The sequence below is a fragment of the Corallococcus aberystwythensis genome (assembly GCF_003612165.1).
Taxonomy (GTDB): Bacteria; Myxococcota; Myxococcia; order Myxococcales; family Myxococcaceae; genus Corallococcus; species Corallococcus aberystwythensis.
Map to the genome: position 1 here is coordinate 17,552 of NZ_RAWK01000105.1, position 12,746 is coordinate 30,297.

Consider the following 12,746-nt stretch of genomic DNA (forward strand, 5'->3'; position numbering starts at 1 on the left):
GTCGTGAAGTCACCCGTGCGGCTCGCTCGATAGCGCCCCGAAGGCATCCCCACCGCAGGCACGGAATCGACGAGGGGAAGGAGTTCGTGCGTGTCGTGGACGTTGACTGCCGTCACCGACTCGAGCGCGAATGACAATCTCATCTCCCGGGATGTCCCGGGCCAGGTCTCCACGCATTGGAGACCCTGGTCAGCGCTCCAGCGGTGCAACTCGATGGGCGGCCCGTCGTGGATGTTCGCGAGCACGAGCGCCGCCGTGTGCTCGGGGCCGCAGAAGACGCGGGATACGTGGCGCGGGCCGCGGAGGGGCAGGCACCCGGACGAGTCTACGGCGAAGGGCGGGACGAACGACAGCGCACCTGGCTTGCGTCGTCGTTCCTTGGATGGGAGTCTCGTCGGTGACTGCGATTCACAGGAGGAATCATGTCGAAGCTGCTCAAGGGATTGTTCGCGGCGGTCCTGCTGGTGGGGTGTGGTGGCACGGAGGCGGACGTGGATTCGCCGGCCGAGCTCGCGTCCAGGGAGGACGCCATCTACGCCTGTAACGTGGGGGCCGCGCCTTATTCCCTCTGCAATGGAGGCAATGGCATCTGTGTCTATCCCTCGCCGACCAGCCGCACCGCGGATTGCCGCCCGAAGTGTGGCGTCGCGTGTGGAACCAGCGCGGATGAGTGCTGTATCGGGTATGCCTCCCTGAACTTCTGCGAGATGAACCGGGGCTGCGGCGGCGGGCAGCCCCCCGTCATCGACTGAAGTCCGGGCCCATGGCGCGGGGTGTTTGTCCATCCCCGCGCCCTGTCGCGGAGTCAACCTGCCCACAGAACCGCCGCGGGTCTTCAATCACTCACCACCTGCGAAGAGAATGGCAACAGGCTGCCAGAAGGCTGGCGCTCAACCCGTATTCCCTGATGAGATGCTGGGCTGCTGTCAACCAACCTGAGAGGGTACGATGGTCCGCATCGCAAAGAAGGCTGGAATGACGTTGCTTGCCCTCGTGACTGGCGCTGTCGTTTCGTTTGGGGCCACCCTGGCATTTTCTCCGTCGGAAGCATCGGTGGGGCTGTGCTACCCCGACGAGTGCAATAGCTCTTGCCAGACACGGGGCTACCCCGGCGGTGCCTGCCTTGGCGGCAGGTGCGCTTGTTACCAGTTCTAGTGAGGATTCATCCTCCTGAGTGAGGGCGGAGCCGTGGCCGCCATGCTGATGACGGCCCGGTGACGCGATCTGCAAGGTGCTGGAGGGCTACGCGGGAATCGAACTCGCAGACACGGCGATAGGAAACCCCAGGCAGGACACGCGGCCGGCGGGGCTTCTCCTCTTTCATGGACATCCCGTGCTCCGTCCATCACATCTCGGATGTCCACGGAACTGGGCTACTCCCACTCTACTTCGCGGCTTCCTTCAGGTAGGCGATGAGGTCCGCGCGATCCTGGGGTTTCTTCAGCCCGGCATAGGCCATCTTGGTCCCCGGGATGAACTGGCCGCACCGCCAGAAGCACGGGCAGCCCTTGTTCATGTGGATATTAGAGCAGAGGCCCATGGCCTCGCACCTCGCCGCTGACGCAGCGGCCGGAGTCTGGGGCTCCCTCGACGGCTCAGTAGCCCAGGTGCAGCCGCCCGGGAGGCAGCGCAGCCTCCAGCCGCTTCACCTCCGCTTCTGGAACGCGGTCCAGCCCCAGCTTGAACTGCCGGAGCCGGGCGAGCGGCGCGAGTCCCCCGGGCAGCGCGGACAGCTCGCCCTGAAGGAAGCCGGCGTGCGTCAGCTTCGGCATCCGCCCGAGCCCGTCCACCAGGGCCTGGACCCGGCCCGGTGTCATCTTGAAGAAGCGCCAGAGCCAGAGCTTCTTCAGCCGGGGCAGCCGCGTCAGCACCTCGGGGAAGTCCTCCAGCGCCATCGCGTCCAGGTGTAACTCCTCCAGTGCCTCCAGCTCGCCGAAGGCATCCGGGAGCCGGGTGAGGTGGTTGCAGTAGCGGAGGCTCAGCTTCTTCAGCGAGGGGAGGCGGCAGAGCTCCACGGGGAGCGTCGTCAGCGGCAGGCTGTCCAGGCTGAGGTTCTTCAGCGCCCGCAGTTCGCCGATGCGCGGGGAAACCTCCGCGATGTCGTTGGTGTCCAGCGTGAGGCTTTCCAGCGTGGTGAGGGAGAAGACCTCCTCGGGGATGGCCTTCAGCTTCTTCTGCGCGAGCCCCAGTCGCGTCGCCTTCTCGCCCCGCGCCGCCTTCTCCTTCACCGCTGCGATGGCCTTCTCCACGGGGCTGAGCCGGGTTTCCGCCAGCAGGGGCTCGCCCGCGAGCAGCTTCGCGAGGAGCCCCTTGCGGTCCACCGTCGAGTCGGTGACGTCGCCCTCATCCTCGTCCTCATCCTCCACGGTGAAGGCCCCCGGCAGGAGCGCTTCGTGCGGCTCCAGCCGCCTGCGGGGCTTCTCCGTCGCGGTGAGCTTGTCGCCCACGAGCACATCCACGTCGAGCGGGCCGTTCACCTGGATGTGATGGTGCTGCTCGACGATGGTGCGCGCCTTCAATCCGCCTCCGACACAGAAGACGTCATCCCCGTACGAGTCGCAGAAGAGCAGTCCCCGGATCCGGACGTTGCCCGCGATGAACATGGCGGAGAACGTCGCTACGTTCTCCGCGTCCAGATCGCCCAGCACCACGAGCAGGGTGTGGTCCGCCGCGTGGCCGTCCTGGAGCAGCCCCTTCAGCCGGACGCTGCCGGAGACGACGAGCGGCTTTGGCCCGATGCCGAGCGAGTCCGCCTCCAGGTCTCCCTCGTGCAAGAGGACGCCCTTCGCGGAGACGCCCTGCCACCAGGAGGCCAGCGCGTGTCGCCATTCGGGCGGCCCTGCTACCTCCAGGCGGGCCCACGCCTCTTGCGCGGAGACCTCCCGCCCCCAGTCCTGCTGCGCCATGTTCGGATGCTCCCTTCCGGGAGCCATCACGGCATGAAACCGCCGCGTCCCTCAAGCAGGTGCGCAGGAGGCGAGCGCGGGGCTTGAGGCAGCGGCCAGGAAGGAGAGGACACCGCGAGTGGACTTTCGCGGAGTTGCGCAGGAGGACGTTCGACTTCGACGTGTTCGCCTGCCTGCGGTGTGGAGGCAGGCGGCAGTCTTGGCGTGCGTGAAGGGGGCCGCCGGGGTGCGGGCCAATCTGGAGCCCCTGGGCTTGCCCACGGCATGTATGCGTCAGGCGGGGGAGGTGGACACGCCGGAGCTGCGCGAGGCGCTGGTGGACCGGCTCTCCGAAGCCCACCCGAAGATTCGCGGGGAGGCGCTCCTGGGGCTGGCCCTGCGCAAGGACGCGCGCGTCCTGGAGCCCCTGCGGCGCGTGCTGGAGGGACCCGTGGTCACCGAGCCTGAGCACAGCACAGGGCAGCTAGCGGAGGAGACTCAATAGCAGGCGCAGGAATCCCTGCTGGGGCAGAAGCCATACGAGAAGCCCATTTCGATGCAAGACTGGATGCAGGCATCACAGGTATACGACTGAGGCCCCTGGGGTGCTGGCGTGGAGAAGGCCTGCGTGGCACTGAATGACACGGCAGTGGCCGCGACGACGGCGAGCAATGTCTGTCCCGCATTCTTCACGAAGCGAATCATGACAACCTCCTGAATGGGCTGATGCCCGTTCGGAACACCGCAGCAAGGGCTGCGGCCTGAAACGGTAGCCTTGCAAGGCGAAGCCGTCAAAGCGGCACAGCCAGGGCCCGTCGTCAGGTGTTCGCGAAAAATCACCAAGGCATGTCAGGTCCACGCGTCAGTCTTCGCGTGTCGCGTACACGAAGGCCGCCGGGCCGTTCCCGGGAGTCGCCAGCCGGGGAGAGGAACATGTCGCTGAAGGGGATCGCGCAGGAGACGGTGGGAATCGTGGAGCGGGGTGAGTACGTGGCGCCGTTCGGGCAGTCCGTGCGGTTCCGGGAGCAGGTGGAGCATGCCCTGCGCGGGACGGTGCTCTACCGGCCCGGCGACTTCGCGCGGTTGCCCCGGCCCGAGCCTCGCGCGGGAAGCGCCGCGCTTCGCATCGAAGTGACACCAGAGAAGACCGGCGCCGCGTCGCGCAGGTGCGTGGAGGTGGAAGGGGAGACGGACGTCGTGGCGCTCAACTTCGCGTCCGCGAAGAACCCAGGTGGCGGCGCACCACGGGCACCGCACGTTGGTGCTGGGCGCGTGGGGCTGCGGCGCCTTCCGCAACAACCCGCACGACGCGGCGGACGCCTTCGCCAGCGCCCTGGACGCGTTCTCCGGTGGCTTCGTGCGCGTGGTGTTCGCGGTGTGCGAGCGGTTCGCGACGCTCCCTGGTCATCTTGCCCTTCCAGTACGTCCAGGTGCTGGAGGCGATTGACGGCGTCTCATGCGGAGGCGGGGGCAGGGGGCTCAGGCGGCCTGTCCACCGGACGGGAGCATCGCTCGGGCGTCCCCGTCAGTGGCCCTCCTCCCCTTTGTCGTACTGGCGGCGAGGGCCAGGTCCTGTCCACGGAAGCGGCTCTCCCGCACTTCGTGAGGACGATGCGCTCAAATGTCGAAGCTGGCGGCCTGATGACGACCCACCAGGTGTCTCCACAATCCGGTGCGGTACACACCCTCGAACGCGAAAAAAGAGGTGAGGAGGAAATGCCGTCCCGCACGTTGCTTCGAGCGGAAATGCAGAAACGCTTTCCGGAGCCCCACGCCCATCCTGGGCGCGGAGGACTCAGCCAACGGCATAAGGGGACAACACAATGAAGCGAGCGTCCATCGTTGTTTCGGCGGTGATGATGTCGGTCGGATTTGCCACCACGGCCCTGGCGGCCCCCATCACCGTGAATGGCTACGTCTGCGCGGCGACGTACACCCGGCAACCCAACGTCACCTACGGCCAGGGCTACGTGGTCGTGCAGGTGAACACCGGGGCGAACTGCACGGGGAGCTTCGTCGGCAACTACTACTACCTGGGCTCGGGCGCCTCGTCCGCCGGCTACCAGTACAGCGAGGCCGAGCGCCTGGGCCTGTTCGAGCGCGCCACCCAGGCCGCCACCCAGGGCACGCCCGTCGGCCTGTACGTGGAAGGCGCGGGTGTCGGCATCCTCAACACCACCTACCGCGGCAACTGACGGCGGACGGGCTATCGCGCTCCTCTGACGAGTAGCCGCGCGGGGGACCGGCCTCGTTTAGGACCGGCAGAATAATGGGAAGGGGTCGCGGGAGGGCACGTCAGCCCCCTATGCCAGCAAAGTTGTCGCCTCGGGGGACGCGCCGAGCTGACGATGCCCTCCGCGTGCCTCGCTCACTCGCTTCGACGAGAGCATGGGGGCCGCGCCGTATTCGCTCTGCAATGGGGTATGCCTCCCTGAACTTCTGCGAAATGAACCGGGGCTGCGGCGGGCAGCCCCCCGTCATCGACTGAAGTCCGGGGCCATGCGCGGGGTGTCTGTCCATTCCCGCGCCCCGTCTACGTCGCCGGGTACAGCACCTTTCGCCCCCGCACTACCGCGAAGGCGGTGAGCCGGTGGGGCTCCGTGCGGGTGGGGCTCGTGATGTGCGTCACCGGGACGCCCCGCGCCCAGAGCGCATCCGCCACCAGTGAGCGATGGCAGCGCCAGCGCAGTGCCTCCGCGCACATCAGGGCCACCGGTCCCCGCAGCGCCACCTCGCGCAGCGCCTCCAGCCCCTGCGCGAAGTCCTCCGTCAGCATGTAGTCCGCGTAGCCGCGAAAGCTCAGGTTGCGCCAGGCCGCATTGGGTGAGTCCTTGCGCGCACGCCGCAGCCCGCCGAGCGCCGGCAGGTGCAGGTGCTCGACGCCCACCCGTGCCAGCGTCTTTCCCAGCACGTCCACGTTGAACTGCGGGTTCGTGCGGGAGCGCGGCACCGTGCGGATGTCCACCAGCGTCCGCACGCCGTTCACCCACAGCATCTCCACCAGCTCCTCAATGGTGCGCGTGGAGTGGCCCAGCGCGAACACCTGGATGCCAGCCCACCCTCGCGCTCGCCTCGGCATCCCCATCGCCGGTCCTCACTGTCCCAGCGCGACCCGCGCCGCTTCCCTGGCGGCTTGCGCCCTGTGCCCACCATTCAAGTCGCCCCCTTGAAGGTCCAGTCCCTTCAATGTTGGACGTGCGCCAGCGCCCGGCAAGGCATCCCTCCGCCCGGGCCTCGGGCCGGGATGGGGATTGTCAGCGGCGTGCCGTCCCGGGCCTCCTGGCCGCCGCCCAGGAAGGCGTACTGTCCCGCAGAAGCGGTGCGCCACCCATCAGGCCCGCCTCCATCCGCACCAGCGCGTGCTTCACCCCCTGTCTCGACTATGCCGGGCCCGGCGCGCGCGCCGCACTGCGAGCCATGCCCCCGACGACGAGGTGGTGGAAGGGCCGGATGACGTTGAAGTACACGGGCCCGGCCCAGTTCCGGTAGTGCACCAGCGTGACGACGTGGAAGCGCCGCCGGGGTCCACCGCCCGGCTCCATCACCACGGCGAGGGTGGCGTCCAGGTGCTGGTCCGCCGCGGACACCACCCAGACGTGTTCCTCCTCCGCGTGGCGCACGGTGAAGAACAAGGCCGCGCCACCCGGGGCCATGGGGATGTCCTCCGGGCGCAGGTGCTGTTGCCGGGGCAAACCGTGCTGGCGCATCCCGAGCAACCGGACGAAGACAGCGCGGACTCCATACAGGGCCGTCATCCACGCGGGCTGGTACGACAGGAGCGCCGCGAGGAACTCGCGCAGCGTGGCCTCTGACTCCACCGTCTTCACGTCCACGTGGTCCGCACCTTGCGCGAAGGGCCGCAGCACTTCCGGCAGCGGAGGGGAGGCGCGTGACTGGAAGAGCACGCCCAACCCCAGCGGGAAGAGCACCCACGCTCCAGTGATGGGCATGGGCACCACGCAGAAGAGGCCCAGCGCTTCCCCCATCGCCAGCAGCGGCTCCCGGAAGACCACCAGCCCGATGGCGCTGTGAATCCCTCCAACGAGCATCAGCAACGTCCCTGTCGTCACCCGCATGCACGGCCCCCATTCCTGACACTGGATACGGCACCGTATACCAATACGGTGCCGTATAGCGCCGGCCCGCCGGGAATGCGCCCTGGACCTCCGGGAGGGGGTCCGCCAGACTGCGCTCGACGATGCGACGCACTGCTTCCCGCCCGCCGGAGCCTTCAACCTTCCGGAGTATCGAGGACATCCGCAAGCGGCACCGGGGGCCCGGCCTGTCAGCGGAAGACTGGGCGGACGCCGCCCTCTGGAGCCTCGCGGAGGGCGTGGATGCCCTGTCCGTGGAGCGGCTGTCCCGCGGCCTGGGGGTGACGAAGGGCGGCTTCTACTGGCACTTCAAGGACCGTGCGGACGTGCTCCAGGCCGCGCTCGCGCGCTGGGAGCAACTGGCGACCACGGAGTTCATCCAGCGGCTGGAGGCCCTGCCGGACCCAAGGCAGCGGCTGCACCAGCTGCTGGCGCTGACGTTCGACCTGGGCCCGCATGGAAGGATTGAAGTCGCCATCGTCGCGGGCGCCGCCTCGGACCCGCGCATCCAGCCGGTCCTCGCGCGGGTGTCACAGCGGCGCCTCGACTACCTGGTGAAGCTGTACCGTGCACTCGGGCTGCCGGCCCGCGAGGCCCGCAATTGGGCCTTGCAGGCGTATTCCACGTACGTGGGGCTCCTGCACCTTGCCATCGCCAACCCGGAGACGCTGAGCGCGAGCCGCGCTCGCGCTGACTACATCCAGCATGTCGCCCGGACGCTGATCCCCGCGTGAAGAGGGAGCAATGTGCCCGGCCTCAGGCTGGGAGCAGCTTCACCGGGAGCGTCCGGGGCCCGTGAATGGTGAGCCCCGGGAGCCACTCGATGTCCGGGGTGCGGAGCCGCAGGGCGCGGATGCGCGGGACGAGCGCCTCCAGCGCGAGCCGGGCCTCCATCCGAGCGAGCTGCGCGCCCAGGCAGAAGTGGATGCCGTGGCCGAAGGAGAGGTGCTGGCTTGCCTTGTCCCGGCCGGGCAGGAAGGCGTCCGGCTGCTCGAAGACGCGCTCGTCGCGGTTGGCGCTCCCCACCAGCCCCATAACGAGGCTGCCCGCTGGAATGGGCGTCCCGGACAGCTCCACGTCCGACATCGCGACGCGGAAGGCGAACTGCGCGGGGGGCTCGCAGCGGAGCACCTCTTCGATGAAACGGGGGATGTGCGCGCGGTCCGCCCGGGCCTGCTCCAGCTGTTCGGGATAGCGCGCGAGGAGGATGGCCGCGTTGCCGATGAGCTGCGCCGTCGTCTCCATGCCCGCGGGCAGCAGCAGGAAGAGGAAGGAGAGGACCTCCGCGTCGGTGAGCCGCTGTCCCTCCACCTCGGCGCGCAGCAGGTCGCTCACCATGTCCTCCCCTGGCTGGCGGCGACGCGCGGTGATGACGCCCCCCAGGTAGTCCTCCATCTCCTTCACGGTGTCGCGGATGCCCGCGTGCTGCGCCGGCACGGCGGAGGTGATGAGGCCCATGTTCACCGACCAGCGCTTGAACTCGGTGAAGGTGGACGGCTCCAGGCCGAGCATCCGCCCGATGATGTTGCGGGGCAGCACGAAGGAGAAGGTGTCCACCAGGTCCACCTCACGCTGGGAGACGGCGGCCTCGGCCAGCGTCTGGGCCTCGTGGCGCACCTGGGCCTCCAGCCGAGCCATGCCGGTGGGACCGAAGGCGCGGTTGATCATGGCGCGAAGCTGCGTGTGGCGCGGCGGATCCCGGGTGACCAGCGATTGCGCCACCGGGTTGGGACCCAGCCAGGACGGCTCCGCCGTCGTCGCGAGCGCTTCGGACGAGAAGCGCTGCGCGTCCTTCTGGACGGCGCGCACGTCCTCGTACCGGGAGGCGGCGTAGGCGCCAAAAGGGGCGATGCGGCAGAGCCCGGACTCCGCGCGCATGCGCGCATACAGGGCGTGGCGCTCCACCTCGGTGGTGGGGGCGAACAGGTCGTACGTCTGCAACGGCGTCTCCGTGGCGATGCCCTGGTGTTCCGGACGGGCGGGGGCTCCGCGAAGGGATACGGACGCGGCCCCCGGGACTGGCTGTGCACGGGCCCGGGGGCGGACCTGGAGCGCGACGGCGGGCCTGGCCTCCTCGGGAACGCCCGGCACCTCGCTGCTAGCGCAGCGCCGCGAGGGCCGCGCCGACCTTCGCCACCGTCACCGACACGGGCGTCGTCACCTCCGGAGCGAAGATGGCCACGCGGAGCTCCTCGAAGGCCCACCGCAGCTCCTGCGCCGCGTCCTGGTCACGCACGGTGGCGCTTTTGGAGAGGAAGGACTCCCACAGGGGGGTGAAGGGCGCGGCCTTCGCTGCGTCCTTGGCGGGGTTCGCCACCGCACGTGACAGCCGTGCCTGGGCCGCGCGGAGGTAGCGCGAGTAGTGCAGCAGGCGCACGAAGGGAATCCACTCGATGAGCTTCGCGGGGAACAGTTGCCCGAGCTGCGAGCGGATGTCCCGCACGGCCGCCGCGCCGCTCGGCCCCTTGGAGGCGGCCTTGAGTGCAGCGAGCGTCTCGGCGAGCTCCGCGGAGGTGGCAACGACGACGTTCGTCCAGTCCCGGGCCACCTGCTCGATGCGCGGTGAGCCCTCATGGACCAGCGCCTCGAAGGCGGCCTTCGTGCGGGGCAGCGGCGCACCCGGTGCGAGCTTGAACGCATCGTCGACGCTGCGTGCGAGGACCAGCGCCCGGAAGGCGTCGGCCTGGCCTCGCGCGGGCGGCGCGCCGTCCAGGGACGGGAAGGGCAGCGGCATGCGCGCGGCGCTGACGGCCACGTGTCCGCGCGCGGCGAGCATCAGGAGCCGGCGGAGCCCCGTGCGCGTGGCCGCGTCGGCGGCGGCGGCGGTCTCGAGCAGCACCAGGTCCACGGCGGCGCCCCGGTCGACGAGCGCGGGGTAGCTGCGGATATCGAGCCCGCCGACCCGCCGGGTCACAAAGGGGGGCAGCTCGCCAAAGGTCCAGGCGGTCAGCCCCTTTCGCTCCCAGTCCGAAGCCGGTGCCGCGCTGCGCAGCACCTCTCGTGCACGTCCCCCGTGCTGCTTGAGCAGTGCATCGGCGTCGCGGCTTCGCGCGAGCTCCTTTCCCCGCTCGTCGAGCACCCGGATCGTGCTGCGCAGGTACGGCGCCACGGCATCCGCGCGGAAGGACTCCTCGGTCACGTCCACGCCGCACAGCCGCGACACCGCACGCGCGAGCGCCGGAATCATCGGCCCGCGGAAGGGCACCAATTCCTTCTCGAGACGGTCGACCAGATCCGGCACCGGCCCCAGCTGCTTGCGCTGAGCGCGGGGGACCTGCTCGAGCAGCGCGGTGATCTTCTCCCGCTGCCACCCGGGGATGGTCCAGTCGAGCTCACCCGGGACCAGCTGGGCGAGCAGCAGCAGCGGCACGCTCAGGGTGATGCCGTCGTCCTCGGCCGAGGGGTCGAAGGTGTACGTCACCGGGACGGATGCGCCGTGCAGGGTGATGGCATCCGGGTAGTGCGCTGGGGACAGGCCCGGGTCGTGCGAGAGGGCATCCTCCATCGTGAGGATGAGCACGTCGGGGTCGGCCGCCTCGGCCTTGCGGCGCCAGACCTCGAAGCCCGCTCCGTCCGTCACGTCCGCCGGAACGCGCTCGTCGAAGAACGTCAGCAGCGCCTCGCTGTCGAGCAGCTCGCTGCGCCGGGCCTTGTCCCGCAAGCGCGCCACGCGATCGAGCACCTCACGGTTCTCCTCCTGAAATGCCCCCCGGGTGCGGTACTCGCCGCGCACCAGGGCATGCTCGAGGAACATCAGCCGTGCCCGGGCGGGGTCCATGCTGGCCAGGGCCACGGGGCGCTCCTTGAAGACCTGAAGCCCGAAGAGGGTCGCGTTCTCCTTCACGATGGCGCGCGCGGACTTCTCCGACCAGTGCGGTTCGGAGTAGCTGCGCTTGAGCAGGTGGGGGGCCGCCGCCGCGAGCCACTCCGGGTCGAGCTTCGCCACGGTGCGAGCGAACAGCTGGGACGTCTCCACGAGCTCGAACGCCATCGCCCAGGCAGGGGGCTTCTTCGCGAGCGCCGACGACGGGTGGACCGTGAAGCGCGTCTGCTTCGCGCCCGTGTAGTGGCGCTGCTCCGGATTCCACTGGCCGATGCGGGACAGGAGCCCCGTGAGGAGCGCCTGGTGCAGCACGTCCCCGCGCGCCGGGGCGCCCCGGCCCTTGCGCGGCAGGCGCAGCTCGCGGACGGTCTCCTCGAGCTGACGCTGGACGTCCCGCCACTCGCGCACCCGCAGGAAGGACAGGAAGTTGTCCCGGCACACGCGCCGCAGATGGGACGTCCCGCGCTCCTCGGCCTCGCGCACGAACGCCCACAGCTTGAGGAGCCCCGTGAAGTCCGAGTGCTCGTCGCGGAAGCGCCGGTGCAGCTCGTCCGCCTTCTGCGCGAGCTCCCGTGGCCGCTCGCGCGGGTCCTGGAGGTTGAGCGCCGCGGCGACGACGAGCACCTCTTCCAGGCACCCGTACTCGGCGCCGGCGAGGATCATCCGCGCGATGCGCGGGTCCACCGGGAAGCGCGCGAGCTGGTGCCCGAGCGGCGTCAAGGTGCGCTCCTTGCCCTCGATGGCCCCGAGCTCCTCGAGCACCCGCCAGCCCTCGGCGATGGCCTTCGGCTGGGGCGGGTCGAGGAAGGGGAAGTCCTCGACGTCACCGAGGCCGAGGGACTTCATCCGCAGGATGACCCCCGCGAGCCCGGTGCGCTTGATCTCCGGGTCGGTGAATCCAGGCCGCGAGGTGAAGCTCGCCTCGTCGTAGAGGCGCACGCAGATCCCCTCGCGCACGCGGCCGCAGCGCCCCTTGCGCTGGTCGGCGCTGGCCTGGGAGACCGGCTCGATGTGCAGGCGCGTGGTGCCGGAGCGAGGGTCATAGCGCGACAGGCGCGCCACCCCCGTGTCCACGACGTACACGATCCCTGGGATGGTGACCGACGTCTCCGCGACGTTGGTGGCGAGGATGACCCGGCGCTGGGGGATGGTGGCGAAGACGCGCGACTGCTCGGAGGCCGACAGGCGCGCATACAGGGGCTGCACCACGGTGCCGCGAAGCTCGCGTGCGTTGAGAGCATTCTCGGCCTCGCGGATCTCCCGCTCTCCGGGGAGGAACACGAGGACGTCTCCGTTCGGGTCGAGCGAGATGACGTTCGCCACCGAATCGGCGACGGCGTCGGCGAGCTCGTCGTCCTCGGGGGGCGGCTCGTAGAGCACGTCCACCGGAAAGGTCCGGCCCTCCACCTGGATGACCGGAGCCCCTCCGAAAAACTGGGAGAAGCGCTCGGTCTCGATGGTGGCCGAGCTCACCACGACCTTGAGGTCAGGGCGCCTGGGGAGGATGCGCTTGAGCCACCCGAGCAGGAAGTCGATGGTGAGGCTGCGCTCGTGGGCCTCGTCGAGCACGATGGTGTCGTAGCGGTTCAGGAGCGGGTCGCTGTGGATCTGCGCGAGCAGGACGCCGTCGGTCATGAACTTCACGGCCGTCCGCTTGGACGAACGGTCCTCGAAGCGAATCTGGTAGCCGACGTCCGTGCCCAGCTCCGTACCGAGCTCGCGAGCCACGCGCGCCGCCACGCTCGTCGCGGCGATACGCCGGGGCTGGGTGACGCCAATCTGGCGCGGGCGGCCGCGCCCCATGGCGAGCAGGACCTTCGGCAGCTGCGTCGTCTTCCCCGAGCCGGTGGCCCCCGCGACGATGACCACCTGATGGGCGGTGATGGCCGCGGTGATGTCCTCCACCCGGCTCGAGATGGGGAGCTCGGGGGGGAAGTGCAGGGT

General features: G+C 69.5%; 12 protein-coding genes and 1 pseudogene. 6 read left to right on the forward strand and 7 right to left on the reverse strand.

Going from position 1 to position 12,746, the window contains the following annotated elements; genetic code table 11:
* The first annotated feature begins 422 nt into the window (after positions 1 to 422).
* Positions 423 to 752 carry a hypothetical protein gene (locus D7W81_RS18595; RefSeq protein ID WP_120556735.1) on the forward strand — a complete coding sequence of 110 codons (330 nt, stop codon included), beginning with the start codon at positions 423 to 425 and terminating at the stop codon, positions 750 to 752.
* A gap of 632 nt (positions 753 to 1,384) precedes the next feature.
* Here the strand turns inward: D7W81_RS18595 and D7W81_RS43020 are convergent.
* Positions 1,385 to 1,540 (reverse strand): c-type cytochrome, encoded by a 156-nt coding sequence (locus D7W81_RS43020; RefSeq protein WP_208721363.1) that lies wholly within the window; start codon positions 1,538 to 1,540, stop codon positions 1,385 to 1,387.
* Positions 1,541 to 1,595: 55 nt separating this feature from the next.
* Positions 1,596 to 2,906: a leucine-rich repeat domain-containing protein gene (locus tag D7W81_RS18605; protein ID WP_120556736.1), complete on the reverse strand. Its 1,311-nt coding sequence runs from the start codon at positions 2,904 to 2,906 to the stop codon at positions 1,596 to 1,598.
* A gap of 253 nt (positions 2,907 to 3,159) precedes the next feature.
* On the opposite strand from D7W81_RS18605, the gene D7W81_RS43025 reads away from it, so the two are divergent.
* Positions 3,160 to 3,390 (forward strand): hypothetical protein, encoded by a 231-nt coding sequence (locus D7W81_RS43025; protein WP_208721367.1) that lies wholly within the window; start codon positions 3,160 to 3,162, stop codon positions 3,388 to 3,390.
* On the opposite strand, the gene D7W81_RS41995 is transcribed toward D7W81_RS43025, so the two are convergent.
* On the reverse strand, positions 3,384 to 3,590 hold the full coding sequence (locus D7W81_RS41995) for a hypothetical protein (RefSeq protein ID WP_147445527.1): 207 nt from the start codon (positions 3,588 to 3,590) through the stop codon (positions 3,384 to 3,386). The genes D7W81_RS43025 and D7W81_RS41995 overlap by 7 nt on opposite strands.
* Positions 3,591 to 3,818: 228 nt before the next feature.
* Here D7W81_RS41995 and D7W81_RS44320 point away from each other — a divergent pair.
* The 3 genes and pseudogenes from D7W81_RS44320 to D7W81_RS18625 form a co-directional block, all read left to right on the forward strand.
* Positions 3,819 to 4,101 (forward strand): annotated as a pseudogene (locus D7W81_RS44320) (poly(ADP-ribose) glycohydrolase domain-containing protein); the annotation flags it as partial.
* 15 nt (positions 4,102 to 4,116) lie between these two features.
* Positions 4,117 to 4,332: a TIGR02452 family protein gene (locus tag D7W81_RS44325; protein WP_306440898.1), complete on the forward strand. Its 216-nt coding sequence runs from the start codon at positions 4,117 to 4,119 to the stop codon at positions 4,330 to 4,332.
* A gap of 376 nt (positions 4,333 to 4,708) precedes the next feature.
* Complete coding sequence (locus tag D7W81_RS18625; RefSeq protein WP_120556738.1) at positions 4,709 to 5,080, forward strand: hypothetical protein; 372 nt, start codon at positions 4,709 to 4,711, stop codon at positions 5,078 to 5,080.
* A 338-nt stretch (positions 5,081 to 5,418) separates the two neighbouring features.
* Here the strand turns inward: D7W81_RS18625 and D7W81_RS18630 are convergent, their stop codons facing one another.
* Both D7W81_RS18630 and D7W81_RS18635 read right to left on the reverse strand, forming a co-directional pair.
* Positions 5,419 to 5,964, reverse strand: coding sequence for a DUF488 domain-containing protein (locus tag D7W81_RS18630; RefSeq protein ID WP_244227281.1), 546 nt, complete (start codon positions 5,962 to 5,964; stop codon positions 5,419 to 5,421).
* Between the two features lie 301 nt (positions 5,965 to 6,265).
* Positions 6,266 to 6,961: a DUF2867 domain-containing protein gene (locus tag D7W81_RS18635; protein ID WP_120556740.1), complete on the reverse strand. Its 696-nt coding sequence runs from the start codon at positions 6,959 to 6,961 to the stop codon at positions 6,266 to 6,268.
* 122 nt (positions 6,962 to 7,083) lie between these two features.
* Here D7W81_RS18635 and D7W81_RS18640 point away from each other — a divergent pair, with 122 nt between their 5' ends.
* A complete protein-coding gene (locus D7W81_RS18640; RefSeq protein ID WP_167508076.1) occupies positions 7,084 to 7,713 on the forward strand; it encodes a TetR/AcrR family transcriptional regulator in 630 nt (209 codons plus the stop codon).
* A gap of 22 nt (positions 7,714 to 7,735) precedes the next feature.
* Here D7W81_RS18640 and D7W81_RS18645 read toward each other — a convergent pair whose 3' ends face one another.
* Both D7W81_RS18645 and hrpA read right to left on the reverse strand, forming a co-directional pair.
* Positions 7,736 to 9,070 (reverse strand): cytochrome P450, encoded by a 1,335-nt coding sequence (locus D7W81_RS18645; protein WP_147445528.1) that lies wholly within the window; start codon positions 9,068 to 9,070, stop codon positions 7,736 to 7,738.
* A 7-nt stretch (positions 9,071 to 9,077) separates the two neighbouring features.
* A partial coding sequence (gene hrpA / locus D7W81_RS18650) for an ATP-dependent RNA helicase HrpA (RefSeq protein ID WP_244227282.1) occupies positions 9,078 to 12,746 on the reverse strand: 3,669 nt, incomplete at its 5' end.

Coding starts and splice junctions, on each gene's coding strand:
- D7W81_RS18595 (WP_120556735.1), top strand. CDS start 423: ATGTCGAAGCTGCTCAAGGGATTGTTCGCGGCGGTCCTGCTGGTGGGG.
- D7W81_RS43020 (WP_208721363.1), bottom strand. CDS start 1,540: ATGGGCCTCTGCTCTAATATCCACATGAACAAGGGCTGCCCGTGCTTC.
- D7W81_RS18605 (WP_120556736.1), bottom strand. CDS start 2,906: ATGGCGCAGCAGGACTGGGGGCGGGAGGTCTCCGCGCAAGAGGCGTGG.
- D7W81_RS41995 (WP_147445527.1), bottom strand. CDS start 3,590: ATGATTCGCTTCGTGAAGAATGCGGGACAGACATTGCTCGCCGTCGTC.
- D7W81_RS18625 (WP_120556738.1), top strand. CDS start 4,709: ATGAAGCGAGCGTCCATCGTTGTTTCGGCGGTGATGATGTCGGTCGGA.
- D7W81_RS18630 (WP_244227281.1), bottom strand. CDS start 5,964: ATGCCGAGGCGAGCGCGAGGGTGGGCTGGCATCCAGGTGTTCGCGCTG.
- D7W81_RS18635 (WP_120556740.1), bottom strand. CDS start 6,961: ATGCGGGTGACGACAGGGACGTTGCTGATGCTCGTTGGAGGGATTCAC.
- D7W81_RS18640 (WP_167508076.1), top strand. CDS start 7,084: ATGCGACGCACTGCTTCCCGCCCGCCGGAGCCTTCAACCTTCCGGAGT.